This is a genomic window from Glycomyces sp. NPDC050141, assembly GCF_055586545.1.
This window is the reverse complement of the sequence record NZ_JBVJHZ010000066.1, coordinates 1-17815: the sequence shown is the minus strand read 5'-3', so window position 1 is coordinate 17815 and position 17815 is coordinate 1. Positions and strand designations below refer to the sequence as shown.

Annotated in this window: 17 protein-coding genes and 1 riboswitch; of the genes, 7 read left to right on the top strand and 10 right to left on the bottom strand. The window is 72.0% G+C overall.

The annotated features are described in order from the left end of the window. Positions 1–153: 153 nt before the first annotated feature. A complete protein-coding gene (locus ACZ60M_RS24735; protein ID WP_465421797.1) occupies positions 154–774 on the top strand; it encodes an MBL fold metallo-hydrolase in 621 nt (206 codons plus the stop codon). Between the two features lie 112 nt (positions 775–886). On the opposite strand, the gene ACZ60M_RS24730 is transcribed toward ACZ60M_RS24735, so the two are convergent. The 3 genes from ACZ60M_RS24730 to ACZ60M_RS24720 are packed head-to-tail and all read right to left on the bottom strand — an operon-like array spanning position 887 to position 3729. Next, positions 887–1687 carry an energy-coupling factor transporter transmembrane component T family protein gene (locus ACZ60M_RS24730; RefSeq protein WP_465421795.1) on the bottom strand — a complete coding sequence of 267 codons (801 nt, stop codon included), beginning with the start codon at positions 1685–1687 and terminating at the stop codon, positions 887–889. Then, positions 1684–3123, bottom strand: coding sequence for an ABC transporter ATP-binding protein (locus ACZ60M_RS24725; protein ID WP_465421794.1), 1440 nt, complete (start codon positions 3121–3123; stop codon positions 1684–1686). Before ACZ60M_RS24725 ends, ACZ60M_RS24730 begins: the two co-directional genes overlap by 4 nt. A 3-nt stretch (positions 3124–3126) precedes the next feature. Continuing rightward, positions 3127–3729 carry an ECF transporter S component gene (locus ACZ60M_RS24720; protein ID WP_465421792.1) on the bottom strand — a complete coding sequence of 201 codons (603 nt, stop codon included), beginning with the start codon at positions 3727–3729 and terminating at the stop codon, positions 3127–3129. A 30-nt stretch (positions 3730–3759) separates the two neighbouring features. After that, positions 3760–3862, bottom strand: a riboswitch (TPP riboswitch). 99 nt (positions 3863–3961) lie between these two features. On the opposite strand from ACZ60M_RS24720, the gene ACZ60M_RS24715 reads away from it, so the two are divergent. Continuing rightward, the gene (locus tag ACZ60M_RS24715) at positions 3962–4312 is read left to right on the top strand and encodes an MGMT family protein (protein ID WP_465421790.1); all 351 of its coding nucleotides are present in this window, start codon (positions 3962–3964) and stop codon (positions 4310–4312) included. Here ACZ60M_RS24715 and ACZ60M_RS24710 read toward each other — a convergent pair. From ACZ60M_RS24710 to ACZ60M_RS24700, 3 genes are all read right to left on the bottom strand, one after another. Then, positions 4309–4710, bottom strand: coding sequence for a cupin domain-containing protein (locus ACZ60M_RS24710; RefSeq protein ID WP_465421789.1), 402 nt, complete (start codon positions 4708–4710; stop codon positions 4309–4311). The two genes, ACZ60M_RS24715 and ACZ60M_RS24710, sit on opposite strands and share 4 nt — an antisense overlap. A gap of 117 nt (positions 4711–4827) precedes the next feature. Further along, positions 4828–5364, bottom strand: a complete 537-nt coding sequence (locus ACZ60M_RS24705) for an EF-hand domain-containing protein (protein ID WP_465421787.1) — start codon at positions 5362–5364, stop codon at positions 4828–4830. Positions 5365–5514: 150 nt separating this feature from the next. Further along, the gene (locus tag ACZ60M_RS24700; RefSeq protein ID WP_465421785.1) at positions 5515–6108 is read right to left on the bottom strand and encodes a DUF1349 domain-containing protein; all 594 of its coding nucleotides are present in this window, start codon (positions 6106–6108) and stop codon (positions 5515–5517) included. 56 nt (positions 6109–6164) lie between these two features. Here ACZ60M_RS24700 and ACZ60M_RS24695 point away from each other — a divergent pair, with 56 nt between their 5' ends. Both ACZ60M_RS24695 and ACZ60M_RS24690 read left to right on the top strand, forming a co-directional pair. Then, positions 6165–8279 carry a DEAD/DEAH box helicase gene (locus ACZ60M_RS24695; RefSeq protein WP_465421783.1) on the top strand — a complete coding sequence of 705 codons (2115 nt, stop codon included), beginning with the start codon at positions 6165–6167 and terminating at the stop codon, positions 8277–8279. 79 nt (positions 8280–8358) lie between these two features. Further along, a complete protein-coding gene (locus ACZ60M_RS24690) occupies positions 8359–8949 on the top strand; it encodes a hypothetical protein (RefSeq protein ID WP_465421781.1) in 591 nt (196 codons plus the stop codon). A 60-nt stretch (positions 8950–9009) separates the two neighbouring features. Here ACZ60M_RS24690 and ACZ60M_RS24685 read toward each other — a convergent pair whose 3' ends face one another. From ACZ60M_RS24685 to ACZ60M_RS24670, 4 genes are all read right to left on the bottom strand, one after another. Then, the gene (locus ACZ60M_RS24685) at positions 9010–9792 is read right to left on the bottom strand and encodes an SGNH/GDSL hydrolase family protein (RefSeq protein ID WP_465421779.1); all 783 of its coding nucleotides are present in this window, start codon (positions 9790–9792) and stop codon (positions 9010–9012) included. 186 nt (positions 9793–9978) lie between these two features. Beyond that, positions 9979–10782 (bottom strand): SGNH/GDSL hydrolase family protein, encoded by an 804-nt coding sequence (locus tag ACZ60M_RS24680; protein ID WP_465421777.1) that lies wholly within the window; start codon positions 10780–10782, stop codon positions 9979–9981. Positions 10783–10960: 178 nt separating this feature from the next. Then, positions 10961–11383 (bottom strand): hypothetical protein, encoded by a 423-nt coding sequence (locus tag ACZ60M_RS24675; RefSeq protein ID WP_465421775.1) that lies wholly within the window; start codon positions 11381–11383, stop codon positions 10961–10963. A 148-nt stretch (positions 11384–11531) separates the two neighbouring features. Continuing rightward, positions 11532–12467, bottom strand: a complete 936-nt coding sequence (locus tag ACZ60M_RS24670) for a DMT family transporter (RefSeq protein ID WP_465421773.1) — start codon at positions 12465–12467, stop codon at positions 11532–11534. Between the two features lie 248 nt (positions 12468–12715). On the opposite strand from ACZ60M_RS24670, the gene ACZ60M_RS24665 reads away from it, so the two are divergent. The 3 genes from ACZ60M_RS24665 to ACZ60M_RS24655 all read left to right on the top strand — a co-directional run bounded on the left by ACZ60M_RS24665 (position 12716) and on the right by ACZ60M_RS24655 (position 17709). Continuing rightward, entirely contained in the window at positions 12716–13369 is a 654-nt protein-coding gene (locus tag ACZ60M_RS24665) for a hypothetical protein (protein WP_465421771.1), read from the top strand. Between the two features lie 262 nt (positions 13370–13631). Beyond that, positions 13632–16547, top strand: a complete 2916-nt coding sequence (locus ACZ60M_RS24660; RefSeq protein WP_465421769.1) for a glycoside hydrolase family 2 TIM barrel-domain containing protein — start codon at positions 13632–13634, stop codon at positions 16545–16547. Positions 16548–16647: 100 nt separating this feature from the next. Next, entirely contained in the window at positions 16648–17709 is a 1062-nt protein-coding gene (locus tag ACZ60M_RS24655) for a LacI family DNA-binding transcriptional regulator (RefSeq protein ID WP_465421767.1), read from the top strand. Positions 17710–17815: the final 106 nt, after the last annotated feature.

Sequence of the window (17815 nt, the reverse complement as noted above, 5' to 3'; positions counted from 1 at the left end):
CCCCCCCCCCCCCCCCCCCCCCCCCCCCCCCCCCCCCCCCCCCCCCCCCCCCCCCCCCCCCCCCCCCCCCCCCCCCCCCCCCCCCCCCCCGCGTCGCTGCGGCGTTTCTGCGAGAGTCGGGCGTGCGGTGCGGGGGCGTTCTACGGTGAGGGCATGCGACTCACCAAGTTCGGCCACTCGTGCGTCCGCTTCGACACGGACGGCGGGGCTGTCGTGATCGACCCGGGCGTCTTCTCCGACCCGGCCGCGCTCGACGGCGCGGACGCCGTGTTCATCACGCACCAGCACTCCGACCACTGCAACGACCCGGAGCTGCGGCGCCTCCTCGAAGACCAGCCCGAGACCGTCATCTACGGCCCCGAATCGCTCTCGGCAGTGCTCGGGCACCTCCCGTTCACGGTGGTCAGCGCGGGCGATGCGATCCCGGTGGCGGGCACCGAGGTCAAGGTCGTCGGCAGGCACCATGCGGTGATCCACCCGGACATCCCGGTGGTCCACAACGTCGGTTATCTCGTGGACGGCGTCTTCCACCCCGGCGACGCCCTCACGGTCCCCGACCTCCCGGTCCGGGTCCTCCTGGCCCCGGTCGCGGCGCCCTGGCTGAAGCTCGCGGAGTGCATCGACTTCATCCGCGCCATCGACGCCCCGGTCGTCCACCCGATCCACGACGCGATCCTGTCCAAAGACGGCCGTACCATCGTCGACCGCATCCTGACGAACCTCATCGGCGCCCCATACGAGCGCATAACGGACGGCACCCCGGTCACCATCTGAGCCGCACCGTCGTACCCCCGCGCGATCATTGATTCGGGGGCGCTTCCGGGCCGACACACCCGACCCCGGGGGCGCCGGGCACGCGGGCGCTACCGCCCGCCGCGCCCCGCGCTCAGCCGAACGCCGTGAAGACCCCGTAGGCCACACTCACCGCGACCGCTGCCGCGCACACGAGCAGCGCCACCCCCATGACCGCCCAGTCGGCCGGGTGCATTCGCTGCTCCCGCGCGTGGGTTCGCGGGATCTCGGAGTCGAAGCCGCGGGCGTCCATCGCGGCCGCCAGGCGGCCCGCGCGGCGGATCGCGCCGACGAGCAGGGTGAACATGGTCGAGGCGAAGAGCCGCGCGCGCCGCAGCGGGTTCCAGCCGCCTTCGAGGCCGCGGGCGCGGCGGGCGCTGGTGATCTGCCGCCATTCGGCCGCGAGCAGCGGCAGCAGCCGCAGCGCGGCCAGCGAACCGAGGGTGAACCGCGCGGGGGAACGCAGCTGCTGCATCAGGCCGTCGGCGAGGTCGGTCGGGTCGGTGGTCGCGAACCCGAGCACTCCGGCGGTTGCGGCGACGCAGACGCGCAGGCCGATCGCAGTCCCGCCGAGCAGCGCACCCGAGCTGATCTCCAAGGGGCCGAACGCGATCACGATCTGGCCGGTCTGCTCCGACGCGAACACCGCGTTGACGATCACCACGACCAGCGCGGCGAACCACAGCAGCCGCAGCCGCCGTGCGAGCTCGCCGATCCGGATGCCGCTGAAGGGCACGATCGCGAGGAGCGCGCCGAGTAGCAGCAGCGGCGTGAGCCAGTCGGAGGCGATGAGCGCGGTGGTCGAGACGGCGGCGACGGCCGCGAGTTTCGCCACCGGGTTGACGCGGGCGATGGGCGCTTCGGCGTCGCAGACGGGCGCAAGCGACATGGTCATCGGCGGCGCTCCTCGGTGACGCGCCCGGTGCCGAGGACGAGTTCGCGTCCGGCGAGCGCGGCGGCGAAGTCGCGGTCGTGGGTGACGGCGAGGAGCGCGGTGCCTTCGTCGCGGATGTCGGCGGTGAGGTCGACGAGCTCGCCCCAGGTGCGCCGGTCCTGGCCGAACGTGGGTTCGTCGAGGAGGAGCACGCCGGGCGCGGCGGCCAGCGCTCCGGCGACGGAGAGGCGGCGGGCCTCGCCGCCGGAGAGCGTGTGCGGGTTGGCGTTGGCCAAGGGCGCCAGGCGGAGTCGTTCGAGGAGTTCGTCGACGCGGGCGTCGATGCGGTCGTTCGCCCAGCCCGCTTGGCGCGGCCCGAACGCGAGTTCGTCTTTCACGCTGGCGGTGACGAACTGGTGCTCGGGGTCCTGGAAGACCGAGCCGACGCGGGTGGCGAGGCGGCGGGCGGGGAGCCGGTGGAGGGGCCGGGTCTCGCCGGGGACGGTGGCGCGGCCGCGCGTGGGCTTGGCGAGCCCGCCCGCGAGGAGGGCCAGTGTGGACTTTCCGGAGCCGTTGGGGCCGGTGACGGCGAGCAGTTCGCCTTGGCGCAGTTCGAAGGTGACGTCGTCGAGGGCGGGCTGCCCGGCGCCAGGATGGACGAGGGCGAGGTCGTCGCCGCGGAGCGCGACGTCTCCGGCGGCGCGGGCCGGGCGGGTCGGGAGCGGCGCACCGGGGACCCAGACGCCTTGGGCGGCAAGTTGTGCGCCGTGTGCGGCGAGGACCTTCGCGGCGGGGCCGTCGGCGATGAGGGTGCCGCCGGGGCCGAGGGCGATGACGCGGTCGACCAGGTCGAGGATCTCGGCGACGCGGTGCTCGACGACGATGAGGGTGGCTTCGGTGTCGGCGAGCGCGGCGCGGAGGGCCTCGCGGACGTCTTGGGCGCCTTCGGGGTCGAGGTTCGCGGTGGGTTCGTCGAGGAGGATGAGGTCGGGGCGGCGGGCGAGGACCCCGGCGAGGGCGAGGCGCTGCTGCTCGCCGCCGGAGAGGGCGTGCGTGGCGCGGTCGGTCCCGTAGGGGAAGCCGACGGCTTCGAGGGCTTCGCGGACTCGGGGCCAGATCTCGTCGCGGGGGACGGCCTGGTTCTCGAGGCCGAAGGCGACGTCGTCGCCGCTGCGGGCCATGACGAGCTGCGTCTCGGGGTCCTGGAAGAGGACGCCGACGCGGTCGCGCTGCTCGGCGGCGGACTTGCCGTCGATCAGAATATCGCCGTGCTGCTCGCCGGAGTCCTCGGTGAGGAGTCCGGCGAGCGCGGCGAGCAGGGTGGATTTGCCGGACCCGGAGGGGCCGAGCAGGAGGACCCGCTCGCCGGGTTCGACGCGGAGGTCGACGCCCGCGACGGCTTGGGCGCGGCGCCCGGCGTGGCGCCAGGCGAAGCCGCGGAACTCGACCGGGACCATGGGTCAGATCCGCTGGCGTTCGCGCCCGGCCGGGAAGCGGTCGAGGACGCCGGTGGGGAGCATGGCCTTGACGAGGAGTTTGGAGCCGAGTCCGGCGACGATGGCGCTGGAGACGGCGGCGATGGCGACGTACGGGACCTTGAAGGCCCACAGGTCGGCGTCGGGGTACCAGCGGAAGACGTCCCACAGGGTTCCGGCGACGCCGGAGAGGGCGCCGGCGGCGAGGACGGTGAGCGTGCCGAAGCGGCGGTAGCGGCCCGCGGCGAAGGGCAGTTCGCCGCCGAGGCCCTGGAGGAGGCCCTGGTAGAGGACCGTGATGCCGTACGGGGAGCCGAGGAGGAGCGACATGAGGGCGGCGAGGCCTTCGGTGAAGACGCCCGCTCCGGCTTTGCGGACGATGAGCGGGGCGAGGACGGCCGGGATGAGCCAGAGGCCGTAGACGACGGCGGCGAGCGGCGGGTAGAACGCGAGGGCGGGGCTGAGGGCGGCCCACACGAAGTTCCAGGCCCAGAAGACGACGCTGAAGGCGACGGCGAGGACGGCGCACGTGAGGATGTCGACGGTGCGCCAGCGGCCGGGGTTGAGGAGGGCAGGGCTGTCGGGCATGGGCTTGCCTTTCGAGGTTGCGGGCATTGCGCGACAGCGGCGACGACTTCCTACGCCGGTATTACCCGGATCAGGTGTGAGGGTCTGCGGTCGGTTCCGCACTCTCAGCCCATCGGCTCCCCTGTCAGCTTCGACGTTAACACCAGGAGGCGGTTCGTTAGCCGCAGCGATCCCGCCTGGTGGCGCCCGACGCTCGGCGCGGGCCGCCGCCCGGCCTCGGTAGATTGCGGTGGTGACGACTGAAGCGGATTGGGAGCGGGTGCGGCGGGTCGTGGAGGCGCTGCCGGAGGGCACGTGGACCTCGTACGGGGACCTGGCGGAGCTGATCGGTACGGGCCCGCGGCAGGTGGGCGCCTACATGCGGGATGGGCACTGCGCGAGGGCCTACCGGGTCCTCACCGCGGGCGGCACGGTCTCGGAGGGGTTCCGGTGGGCCGACGGCCGCACCGGCCGCGACGTGCCCGACCTCTTGCGCGCCGACGGCGTGGCGGTCAGCGCGAAGGGCCGCGCCGACCGCTCGCAGCGCATGTCGGTCTACGACTTGAAGCTGCTCGCGGCCGAACTCGACGAGGAGTCCGCCTAGGAACCGGTGGTGGCCGGCTGCCGGTCGGGCGTGTGGAGACGCAGGGACTCCTGTTCGGCGGGGTCGGTCCGGGCGACCAGGGCGGTGACGTCTTCGGCGCCGACGACGGGCTGGTGGAGCATGCCGGGCGGGATGTAGACCATGTCGCCGGGTTCGAGGTCGGCAAGGTGCTGGAGTTCGTCGCCGTAGCGGATCTGGTGGCGCCCGGCGAGGACGTAGATCGCCGACTCGTGGCCGTCGTGCATATGGGGGACGGTCTCGGTGTGCGCCTTGATGAACACCCGGTGCAGGCACAAACGCTGCGATCCCGCCGATTCCCGGGACACCCCAGCGGAGAACCGACCGCCCTGCGCACCCGTATAAGTGCCGTTCTCGCTCTTCATGATGACCACGTTCACGGCCACACCCTATCGGCATTCCCGTGGCGCGGCGGCGTTCTCGAGATCGCCGGGTGTGTCGTCCGCGGGCACGGGCGGCCCCTCGCCCCGGAAGCCGAGGAACCGCCCGTCGGGTGCTTACGCGTTCGCGAACAGGTCGATGGACCGCTCACGGGTGTAGTACTCGGTCACGACCGCCATGGCCTCTTCGAGGCTGACCTGGCCGTCGCCGTCGCGGTCGATCGACTGGAGGTCCGCCTCGACTACGCGCTCGTTCGAGCCCATGGCCTGGAGCGCCCGGACCCACTCCTCGACCGAGACGCGGCCGTCGCCATCGGCGTCGGCGATCGCGATGACGCTCTGGACCCAGGGGCGCGCGATCGCATCGAACCCCTCCGGGTTGTCGAGCAGCCGCTGCTCGGCGCCCTCCAGGAACTCGCTCTCGCTGATCGAGCCGGAGCCGTCGGCGTCGGTGGCCTCGGCGAGCCCGACGAAGAACTTGCGGGCGCCGTCGAGGATCGCCGCCGCCTCCGGCGAGTTCTCCCCGACCTGGAACTCCGTGATGACGCGGCGGGCCATCGCCTCGAAGTCCGCGGCGGTGACCTCGCCGTCGCCGTCGATGTCGAAGTTCGCGAACCGGGTGCGCATCTTCGCGCGGTAGTCGTTCTGGCTCATGAAGTGTCCTCCTGCGTAGTGCTGTGCCTTGCCGCAGAACAGTCTGCGGTCCGCCACGGCGTCGGCGCGGGAGTACGAGACGGTAACCACCGCGTGTCGCGGCATCGGACCGGTCGGGACGCCACGGGTCCCACGGTTCGCGAACGCCGCCTAGTGCAGGGCCGCGTCCGGTTCCGTGAGCCGCCACGAGGTGAAAGCAACCGAGAGTCCGGCGCGGGACGGCGCGCAGCAGTAGGGCCCGGCCTGGGCCTCGGCGCCCGGGTCGAGCGGGGCGAGGCGCACGAGCCGCCAGGGCTCGTCCTCGACTCGCGCGCGGACGATGACGGCGTCGTCGAAGCGGCTGGCCCGGATGGTGACCTCGCGGTCGGCCCACTCGGGGACGGGCGCGACCGACCAGTCGGATTTCCCGGCGGTGACGACGGCGCCGACTTGCGGTGCGCCGTCGGCGTACTCGACCCCGGCCTTGATCCAGTGCTCGGCGTCGACGCGGACCATGAGCCCCGCCTGGTCGAACTGCGCCTCGAACGACGCGATGAAGCTCACCTCGACGGCCCGGGCGCGGTCCCAGTCCTCCAGGAGCGCGTGCTCGTCCTCGTGCACGAAGCCGTACCCGGTGTGCCGCCACGCGTCGCTGCCCTCGGCCGCCGTGACCAGCAGTCGGCCGTCCGACTCCTCCGCCGCGACCGGCAGCGCCGTCCAGGCGCCGGACTTCCAATGAACATCAATCGGTGCCAAACCGTCCATCGGCCCGAGCCTACTGTCGTCACCCTCGGTCATACCAGTGCGGTACAACGGTCCCTATGGCAGGAACAGCGACGCTCAGAGACGAAGCCGAGACACTGCTGCGCGCCCTCGCGGGCGAGCACGCGCGGCTGCGCGAGGACCAGTGGCGGGCCATCGCGGCCCTCTGCGACGAGGACGAACCGGGCAGGCGCGTGCTCCTGGTGCAGCGCACCGGGTTCGGCAAGTCCGCGGTGTACTTCACGGCCACCTCGCTCCTGCGCCGCCGCGGCGCGGGCCCCACCGTGATCGTCTCGCCCCTGCTCGCGCTCATGCGCAACCAGATCGAGGCCGCCCAGCGCGCCGGGGTGCGCGCCCGCACCATCAACTCGGCCAACCCAGAGGACTGGGACGCGATCGCCGAGGCCATCGCCGAGGACGCGGTGGACGTGCTGCTCATCAGCCCCGAGCGGCTGAACAACCCGGCGTTCCGCGACTACCAGCTGCCGAAGCTCGCCGCCGGTTGCGGCCTGCTCGTCGTCGACGAGGCCCACTGCATCTCCGACTGGGGCCACGACTTCCGGCCCGACTACCGCCGCATCGCCACGTTCATCGAGGACCTGCCCGGCAGCGTCCCGGTCCTGGCGACCACCGCCACCGCGAACGCCCGCGTCTCCGACGACATCGCCGAGCAGCTGGACAAGCAGGGCGCGGCCACGCTCGTCCTGCGCGGCAGCCTCGACCGCGAGTCCCTGCGGCTTTCGGTGGTCGACATGCCCGACAACGCCCACCGCCTCGCGTGGCTCGACGAGCAGCTCCCCCGCATCGACGGCTCCGGCATCATCTACACGCTCACCGTGGCCGCCGCCGAGGAGGTCAGCGACTACCTCGCCTCGCGCGGCCACGCCGTCGGCTCCTACACCGGCCGCACCGACAACGCCGAACGCCTTGAGCGCGAAGAGGAGCTGCTCGGCAACCGCATCAAGGCGCTCGTCGCCACCAGCGCCCTCGGCATGGGGTTCGACAAGCCCGACCTCGGCTTCGTCGTCCACTTGGGAGCGCCGTCCTCGCCTGTGGCGTACTACCAGCAGATCGGCCGCGCGGGCCGCGCCCGCGACCGCGCCGAGGTGGTGCTCCTGCCCGGCAGCGAGGACCGGGCGATCTGGGACTACTTCGGGTCGCTGTCGTTCCCCGCTGAGGACGCCGTACGCCGCACCCTCGACGTGCTCGCCGCCGAGGGCCGCGCGCTGTCGACCGCCGCGCTCGAGACGCGGGTCGACCTGCGCCGCACCAGGCTCGAGATGATGCTGAAAGTGCTCGATGTGGACGGCGCGGTGCGCCGCGTCAAGGGCGGCTGGGAGGCCACCGGGCAGCCGTGGGCGTACGACGCCGAGCGGTACGCCAAAGTGGACGCGGCCCGCAAGCACGAGCAGCGGCGCATGATCGCCTACGAGGCCACGGGCGAGTGCCGCCTGGAGTTCCTGCGCAAGGAGCTCGACGACGCCGAGGCCGTGCCGTGCGGGCGCTGCGACAACTGCACCGGCACCCGCACCGAGGCCGGCGTCTCGGCCGAAGCGGCGGCCGGTGCGGCGGCGGCACTGTCGAAACCGGGCGTGCCGTTCGAGGCGAAGCGCATGTGGCCTACCGGCTTGCAGGCCATCGGCATCGACCTGAAGGGGAAGATCCCGGCCGGCGCAAGCGCCGAGCCGGGCCGGGCGCTCGCGCGGCTCTCGGACATCGGCTGGGGCGGGCCGCTCCGCGAGCTCCTGTCCGACGGCGCGGACCGGGAGGTCCCCGAGGACGTGTTCAAGGCCGTGGTGCAGGTCCTGGCGTCCTGGGACTGGGCCGACCGGCCCTCGGCGGTCGTCTCGATGGGCTCGCTCTCGCGCCCCAGGCTCGTCGACGGCCTCGCCCAGCGCCTCGCGAAGCTCGGCCGCATGGACTACCTCGGCTCGCTCGGCCGCGCCCGCGACACCGGCAGCGGCATGCACCGCGCCAACAGCGCCCAGCGCCTCCAGCAGGTGCTGCACGCGTTCACTGTGGACTTCGCGGTGCCGCTCTCGGAGGCGCGGCCGAGCGTGCTCCTCGTCGACGACGTGCGCGACAGCGGCTGGTCTATGACCGTCGCCGCCATGCGCCTGCGCGAAGCGGGAGCGACCGCCGTCTACCCGCTGACCCTCGCGCTCCAGGCCTGAGACCGGTCCCGTCCACCGGGCGCACTGTTTGCAGAGTGCACTGTCGCTCCCGGTGGACGTCGCGAGCTAGGGTCGCCCAATGGTCATCTCCTTCAACACCAATGGTCTTCAGCAACAGGATGCGACGACCTGGACCGACCCCCGCACCGGCGACGTCGCCAAAGTGGTCGTCGCCCAGGGGACCCCGTTCCCCGTTGAATGGCTCCGCGACCCCTACGCGCTGCAGCGCGGCTTCGCCGGCATGTACGCCGAGCGGGGCTGCGTCATCGAGGTCGAGCCCGTCAACCTCGGCGGCGTCACCGCGATCCGCCAGCTGATCAAGCTGCCGATCCCGGACGCGCCGAGCGGGCAGCGGTTCATGGCCATTTTCACTTTGGCGAAGGCGCCCCAGTACGCCCAGTTGATGTACATCGCCACCGAACACGGCATGACCGGCCTTCGCGAGGCCACGCTCATGGCCCAGGTCGGCTTCGACAACTGGACGATGCCCCACCCCTTCGACCCGCAGCTCCAGACCCGCCTGCCGTTCCACCGCGGCGACGACCCGGCCTTCGACCCCCAGTTCCCCGACCACCCGCTCTCGCGCGCCCGCGCCTTCACCTGGAACGTGGGCCGCTACGCCCAGGTCGATCCCGGCTTCGCCGCGCTCCCCGACAACTGGAACGCGTAACCGCAACGCGCGCAACGGGCCCGGCAGGATCACCGCCGGGCCCGTCGTCGTACTCAAGCGCTACAGCGCGCCCAGCACCGCCGGGAGGTAGCCGCTGAGGTGCCCCGAGGCCTTCGGGTGGTACGGCACGTCAGTGAGCGTGAACCCGTGCAGCCACGGCTGCTGCGAGCACACCTCGTGGCCCGTGAACTCGTCGCGCACGTCCACATAGGTGAACCCGTGCGCCGTGGCGGCCTCCTCGATCACCCCCGAGAGCAGGTCGGCGCCCGCGTTCATGAGCTGCTGCTCGGTGATGCTGATCGAACCGAACGCGTCGCAGGTGTTCCGCGCCGCGAACAGGCGCGGGTACCCGGTCACCACGACCACGGCGTCCGGCGACCGCGTCTCGATCTCGGTGTAGACCGCGTCCAGCTTCGCGGGCAGCTCCTCGACGGCCTTGCGCTCGGCCTCCTGGATCGCCGGGGTGCAGTTCGTGAACGGCGTGATGCACGCGGTGATCGCATCGGTCCAGCCGATGTCGTTGCCGCCGATGCCGATGGTGACCAGGTCGGTCCCGGCCTCGAGGGCCTGGACCTGCCCGGCGAGCACGTCGTCGGTGGTCGCGCCGCCGCAGGCGACGAACGTGAACTTGGCGTCCAGTTCGGCGGCGAGGAGCGAGGGGTGGGCCTTGAGCGAGCGCTGGCAGGTGGCGTCGGTGTAGGGCCCGGCGCCCGAACCGGAGGAGTAGGAGTCGCCGAGGGCGACGTAGTCGACCGGGGTGGTCTGCGCCTGGGCCGAGACGGGGACGGCCAGGAGCGCGAGGGTGAGGGCGGCGACGGTGGCCGCCTTGGGAAGTCGGTGCATGGGGGAAGTTCCTTTGCGAGTCGTCGTTGACTTGCCACATATTGTGAACTCGCGAGTAACTTAAGGGGAAGTCCTGTACCGTAACAAATCGGGAACTTTACATGTCTCGTTCTATATGCGGGCAGTGCAGGCGTTGCGGGGCAAGCGAACGGCGGGACGGCACCGCCGTCCCGCCGAAGTGGAGCGTCAGGCGAGCCCGGGGACGGCCTCGCGGGCGACCGCCGGGTAGTAGCCGTTGAGGTGGCCCATCGCGTTCGGGTGGTAGGACTCGGACGGCGGGTAGGCCAGGTTGTTGAGGTAGGCGACGTCGTCGCAGATCGCGTGCCCCGCGAAGGCGTCCCGCACGTCCACATAGGTGAACCCGTGCTCTTCGGCCTTGTTCTGGAGGACCCCGGCGAGCCGGTCGGCGGCCTCGTTCATGCGCAGCTGCTCGGCGACGTTCGGCTGCTTCAGCGCGCCGCAGGACCGCTCGCCGTTGAACAGGCGCGGGTAGCCGAGCACGAAGACCTCGGCGTTCGGGGCGCGGGTCGCGATGGCGCCGTAAGCGCCGTCGAGAAGGCCGGGCAGCTGGTCGCGCACGAGCGCCTCGGAGGCCTCGATCTCGTCCATGCAGTTCGCGAGCGGCGTGATGCACGCCTTGACGGCCTCGGCCCAGCCGATGTCGTTGCCGCCGATGGTGACCGTGACGAGGTCGGTCTCCGCGTCGAGCTCGCCGAGCTGCGTCGCGAGGAGGTCGTTCGCTGTCGCCCCCGAGCAGGCCTCGAACGCGAAGTCGGCAGTGAGCGCGTTGGCGAGGAGCTGCGGGTAGGCCTGGGCCGAACGCATGCACGCGGGGTCGAAGTACTCGCCCGTGCCGGTCCCGGAGGAGTACGAGTCCCCAAGGGCCACATACCGTACCGGGTCGACTTGGGCCTGGGCGGCCGCGGCGGGCAGGAGGACGAGCGCGGCAGCGGCGGCGAGGGCCGCCGCCGAGAGGCGGGCAGGGATCATGCGGGCTCCGTTCCGATCAGGTTCGTGGAGGACGTTAATGCCCGAACGAATACATTCACGGAGGAAACCGCCATAAATGGCGAAAACTGTCGAAGATGCGGCGGCGCGGCCGTTCCCGCGCGGCGGCGTTCCGGGCCGGGCCTTCTGCCGGATGGGGCGCCCGCACCACGCTCCTCCCCTACGCTGGAGCCATGGGTGCATCGACGTCACCGCGCCGCCAGACCATGTCCGACCAGGCCCTGATCGAAGGCACCGGCGCGGACTGGAAGACCTGGCTGGCGCTCCTCGACGAGCGCGGCGCGACCGGCCTCGACCACGCGGCGATCGCGCGGATGCTGGTGCGGGAGTTCGAGGTCGACGGCTGGTGGGCGCAGTCCATCACCGTCGGGTACGAGCAGGAGCGCGGCATGCGCGAACCGGGGCAGCGGCCCGACGGCACGTTCAGCGCCAACGCCTCGAAGACCGTGGCCGCCTCGATCACCGACGCGTTCGAGCAGCTGGCCGACCCGGCCGCGCAGGCCGGATGGCTCGAGGGCATCGAACTGACGCAGCGCAGCGCCTCCCCGCCGAAGTCCGTGCGGTTCGATGCCTCCGACGGCACGCGGGTCCTCGCGAACCTCACCGCGAAGGGCGAAGGCAAGACCGCCGTGCAGGTCGAGATCGCCAAACTCGGCTCGGCCGAGGAGGTCGCCGCCGCGAAGGCGGACTGGCGGGCCCGCCTGGAACGCTTCGCGGAGCGCTTGGCGGGCTTAGGGTTTCACCGCCGCGGGGTCGTGGGCCTCGACCGGCGGCTTCGGCGCGTCGTCCGGCTTCTTGCGCCCGCGCGAACGCGAGATCGCCACGCCGACGAGCGCCAGCGCGCCGCCGCCGAGCGTCAGCCAGGTCGGGACCTCGGACAGGAACAGCCAGGACAGGCCCACCACGATCGCCGGGACCACGTAGGTGGTGGCGCCGAGTTTGCCGGCGGTGGTGAAGCGGAGGGCGTAGCCCCAGGTGAGGAAGGCCAGCGCGGTCGGGAACAGGCCGAGGTAGAGGACGTGGAGCGTCGCGGAGGCCGGGGCCGCGTCCAGCTGCGAGAAGAGCAGCGGGGCGAACGGCAGGCACAGGACCGCGGCGATGGCGTTGCCGAAGGCGGTGAACTGCAGTGAGGTGCAGTGCTTCAGGGTCGGTTTCTGGACGACGACGCTGACGGCGTAGGTGATGGCCGAGACGAGGCAGAGCAGGACGCCGAGGACGGACGAGGCGCTGTCGCGCGACATGGAGAGGCTGACGACGGCGACGCCGGCGAAGGAGACGGTGATGCCGAGGAAGAGGCGGGGCGGGAAGCCTTCTTTGAGGAACCAGCCGCCGAGGAGGGCGATGAGGATGGGTCCGATGTTGACGATGAGGGCGGCGGTGCCGGCGTCGACGAGCTGCTCGCCCCAGTTGAGGGCGACCATGTAGACGCCGAACCAGAGGATACCCGCGGTGAGGATGCCGGGCCAGGCGGCGCGTTTGGGGAGGCCTTCGCGGCGGACGGCCCAGACGGCGAGGAGGACGACGGCGGCGACTCCTGCGCGGCCGAGGGTGAGCGGGCCGGGGTCGAGGTGGCGTCCGGCGTCGCGGATGGACACGAAGGCCGAGGCCCAACACAGGACGGTGATGCCTATGGCGATCGCGGCACGGGGGTGGAACTTGTCGCTCATGGGCAGTGGCTCCTCACGGTGGGGCGGCGGACGCCTTGGGCGGGTGGGCGGCTCCGGCCTGGGGGCGCTGGTGGCGCCGCCCAAACCTAGCATCGGGAGGCGGATTCGGTTATCTGTTATTCGACTGTGTTATCTGACAACTGTGTTGTCTGGCAGCGGGGTTGTCGGAGGGCGGGTTGCTTGAAACCGCCGGTCGGAGGGAACCCGTTCAGCGGGTGCGGCGTCGAAGGGACATGATGGGACACAAGATGATGCAACGGCTGATCCCGCTCGCGGCGCTGCTGGTGCTGGCGGCGTGCGGGCAGGGTGCGGGCGACGCGGGTGCGGACGGCGACGGGGACCCGGCCGCGGACGGGTCGCAGTCCGGGGAGCCGACGGTGCCGGGCGACGAGGTCGTCTACCAGGGGGCGCTGACGGTGCTCCAGGGCGTCGAGCGCGACGCGGCGGAGCTGTGCGGGGCGGTGGCGGAGTCGTATCCGCCGCAGTGCGGGGGCCTGCCGGTGTCGGGCTGGGACTGGGACGCGGTCGAGCACGACGAGGCCTCGGGGGTCCGGTGGGGCTCGTACCTGGTGACGGGGACGTTCGACGGGAAGTCGTTCGCGCTCACGGAGGACCCGGTGCCGACTTCGGCGATCGACATGGCGGACTACCCCAACCTGCAGTACCGGGAGCCGGAGATCGGCGACCCGGCCGAGGACCTGAGCACCGAAGAGCTGCAGGCGATCGCGGACGAGATCGTGGCGGAGTTCCCGCGCTACGTGTACGGCGGCTGGGCCGACGACCAGAACGGCGTGGCGATCATCGACGCGCTCCTGGTCACGCCGGAGCTGGAGGCGTACGCGGCGGAGCACTTCCCGGCGGACACGGTCGTGTTCTCGTCGATGCTGAAGCCGCTCGGATAGGAAGGTCTCCCGGGTATTGACACCGCGGCGGGCGCCCCTAAGATAGAAACCGCTATCTATCCGGTCGGCCTGCCATGCGAGACGGCAGAGCCGGGCGCGGTAGACGCGTCCGCGGCATGGCGGACAATGAGCGGGCCCGCATCGCCGAACCGAGACGAGGCGGCCGCGCGTTCGCGCGCGGCAGCTCGGCGGTCGCGGGCCGCAAGTCCGGTCGGCCCTCGGCCGACCGGACGGATCGCATACCGGAAAGGGAACCCTGGCGATGAGCCGAACCGACTTCACCTATGTGGAAAGCGTTAGCCCTGGCAGCGGGCGGCGCGATCCGCGAGCGGCGCTGGCCTCCGACGCCGCCGCGCTCAGCCTCGACGGCGCGTGGCGCTTCAACCTGGCCGCAGGCCTCCACGACACCACCGAGGGCTTCGAGGCCCCGGGCTTCGACGCGGACGGCTGGGACACCCTCGCCGTCCCGTCGATGTGGCAGATGCACGGCCTCGACGGCGACGCGCCCTACGGCAAGCCGCAGTACACCAACACGTACTACCCCTTCCCCGTCGACCCGCCCCGGGTCCCCGACGCCAACCCCACCGGCGAGTACCGCCGCACCTTCACCCTCCCCGCCGACTGGCCCGCCACCGGCCGCACCGTCCTGCGCTTCGAAGGCGTCGACTCCGCGTTCGCCGTGTGGGTCAACGGGACCCTCCTCGGCGACGGCAAGGGCAGCCGCCTCCCCACCGAGTTCGACGCCACCGAGCATCTCAGCGCGGGCGAGAACACCGTCGCCGTCCGCGTCCACCAGTGGTCCGCCGCGTCCTACCTGGAGGACCAGGACATGTGGTGGCTCTCGGGGATCTTCCGACCCGTCGCCCTCGTCCACCGGCCCGAGAACGGCATCGAGGACGTCTTCGCGCACGCCGACTACGACCACGCGACCGGCCTCGGCACCCTGCGCGTCGAGACCACCGAGGGCGCCCGCGTCACCGTGCCCGATCTGGGCATCGACATCGCGGCGGGCGAGACCGCCAGCACCGCCGTCGAGCCGTGGACGGCCGAGACGCCGCGCCTCTACGACGCCGTGGTCGCCACCGCGACCGAGCGCGTGAACCTGCGCATCGGCTTCCGCACGGTCACGATCGAGGACGGCCTCCTCAAGGTCAACGGCAAGCGCATCCTCCTGCGCGGCGTCAACCGCCACGAATGGGACCCGGACAACGGCCGGACACTCTCCGTCGAGACGATGCGCCGCGACCTCGAGATCATGAAGCGGCACAACGTCAACGCCGTCCGCACCAGCCACTACCCGCCGGACCGCCGCTTCCTCGACCTGTGCGACGAGATCGGCGTCTGGGTCGTCGACGAGTGCGACCTCGAGACGCACGGCTTCGTCCACCACGAGTGGCGCGGCAACCCCAGCGACGTCCCCATGTGGAGGGACGCCTACCTCGACCGCATGGCGCGCATGGTCGAACGCGACAAGAACCACGCCTCCGTCATCATCTGGTCCCTCGGCAACGAGAGCCACACCGGCGACAACCTCGCCGCGATGTCCCAGTGGGCCAAGCAGCGCGACCCCGGCCGCCCCATCCACTACGAAGGCGACTGGGACTCCGGCTACACCGACATGTACAGCCGCATGTACGCCGACCACGCCGAGACCGACCGCATCGGCCACAAGACCGAGGACCAGACCAAGGACCCCGCGCTCGACCACCACCGCCGCCACGAGATCCCGTTCGTGCTCTGCGAGTACGCGCACGCCATGGGCAACGGCCCCGGCGGCATGAGCGAGTACCAGCGCCTGTTCGAGCAGCACGAGCGCTGCCAGGGCGGGTTCATCTGGGAGTGGATCGACCACGGCGTGCGCCTGCACGACGCGGACGGCCGCGAGTGGTTCGCCTACGGCGGCGACTTCGGCGAGCCGATCCACGACGGCAACTTCGTCGTCGACGGCCTGGTCTTCCCCAACCGCGAGCCCTCCCCCGGCCTCGTCGAGTTCAAGAAGGTCATCGAGCCCGTCCGCATCACCGTCCAGCCCGGCTCGCGCGCCGTCACCGTCGCGAACCTCCGCGACTTCGCCGACACCGGCGACCTCGCGTACACCTGGACCGTCGAGGACGAGGGCCAGGTCGTGGCCGAAGGCGAGCTCGAAGTGCGGAGCGTCGCCGCAGGCGAGTCCGCGATCGTCGCCTTCCCCGCCGCCGTCGCCGCCCTCGGGCAGGCCGACGGCGAGCGCTGGCTCACCGTCCGCGCCGTCCTCGCCAAGGACGAGCCGTGGGCCGAGGCCGGGCACGAGATCGCCTGGGGCCAGGGGCGACTCGCCGCCAGCACCCCCGTGCAGGCCGCTGGTCGCACCGCGCCCGTCGCCGAAGGGAACGGCTACCGGCTCGGGAACGCCTCGTTCGACGCGCTCGGGCGCCTCACGGCCATCGGCGGCCTGGAGATCGAAGGGCCGCGCCTCGACCTGTGGCGGGCCCCGACCGACAACGACCTGCTCAGCTGGCACGCGCCGCTGGTGAACCAGTGGAAGGACCGCAACTCGGCCCTGTACCGGCTGGAGCACAAGGTCCTCGACATCGAGTCCACTCAGGACGGCCTCACGGTGTCGACCCGCGCGGGCGCGGCCGGTGCCGCGATCGCCATGGGCACCGTCTACCGGTGGCGCCTCGAAGGCGGCCGCCTGTGGCTCACCGTCGAGGTGAACCCCGAGGGCGAGTGGGACTTCCCGCTGCCGCGCCTGGGCGTGCGCGCCTCGGTGCCGAAGGCCCTCGACGCGGTCGAGTGGTTCGGCGGCGGGCCCGGCGAGGCCTACGCCGACACGCGCGCGGCCGCCCGCGTCGGGCGGTTCCGGTCTACTGTGGCTGGTATGCAGACCCCGTACGTGTTCCCGCAGGAGAACGGCTCGCGCATCGACGTGCGCTGGGCCAGCCTCTCCGGTGAGGGCAAGTCGCTCAAGGTGTTCGGTGCGCCCGAGTTCGCGTTCACCGTGCGCCCGTGGACGAGCGAGGACCTGGAGGCCGCGAAGCACACGCACGAGCTCGTCGAGCGCGACCGCGTCTACGTGAACCTCGACGCCGCCCTGCAGGGCATGGGCTCGGCCGCGTGCGGCCCCGGCGTCCTGCCCGAGCACCGGCTGCTTCCCGAAGCCGCGGCATTCACGCTCGGCTTCGAAGTGACCGAGTAGAGCACCATGCGACGGGTTCGCGCACAATGGGAGCACGTGAGCGTGCATGACCCGGGTGCGGACCCGTCGCATCCCCGAGAACGGTGAGAGAAGGCCCCCAGTGCCCAAGAAGTCGAATGCCGAGACCGGCAAGCGCCCCACGATCAGGGACGTGGCCGCCCGGGCGGGCGTGTCGGTGCCGACGGTCTCGCGGGTCCTCGCCGGGAACTACCCGGTGGCGCCCGCGACCCGCGCGAAGGTGCTGCGCGCCATGCGGGAGCTCGACTACGTGGTCAACGCGCACGCCCGCGCGCTGGCCGGGGCGACGACGAAGACCGTGGCGTTCGTCGTGGACGACGTGACGGGGCCGTTCTACGCGTACATCGCGCGCGGTGTGGAGCAGCAGGCCGCCTCGGAAGGGCGGTTGTGCCTGCTGTGCACGACGCACGGCGACCCGGAGCGGGAGCTGGCGGTCGTGGAGCTGATGCGCGAGCAGCACGCGGAGGCCGTGATCGTCGTGGGCGGCGCCTGGGACGACGGGAAGTACAACGAGCGGATGCGGTACTTCGCTTCGGCGCTGGACCGCTCGGGGTCGCGGCTGGTGCTGTGCGGGCGGCCGTCACTGGGCGAGGACGTCCCGGCGACGGTGGTGCACTACGACAACGAGGGCGGGGCGTACGCCATGACCTCGCACCTCTTGTCGGCCGGGCACAAGACGATCGCGTACATGGGCATCGGCGTCGGTCTGTCCACTACGGACGAGCGGGTGCGGGGGTTCCGGCGCGCGCACGAGGACTACGGCATCGCGATCGACGAGTCGCTGCTCATCCCAGGGGACTTCTCGAAGCAGTCCGGGTACGAGCTGACCCGCGAACTGGTGGCGAAGCGCGACGACGTGACGGCCGTGTTCGGCGCGACCGACATGGTCGCCGCCGGGGTGCTGAAGGCGCTGCGGGAGGCCGGGATCGAGGTGCCGAAGGACATGTCCGTGGTCGGTTTCGACGACATCCCGCTGGCCTCGGACCTCACTCCGGCGCTCACCACTGTGCATGTGCCGCATGAGGAGCTGGGCCGGGAGGCGGTGCGGCTGGGGCTGCGCCGCGAGGCGACCGCCTCGGACCAGGTCGTGCTCGGGACCCACATCGTGGTGCGCGAGACGGTGGCGCCACCGCCGCGCCGATAACGACGTTTCCGGGGCCGGGGGGGGGGGGGGGGGGGGGGGGGGGGGGGGGGGGGGGGGGGGGGGGGGGGGGGGGGGGGGGGGGGGGGGGGGGGGGGGGGGGGGGGGG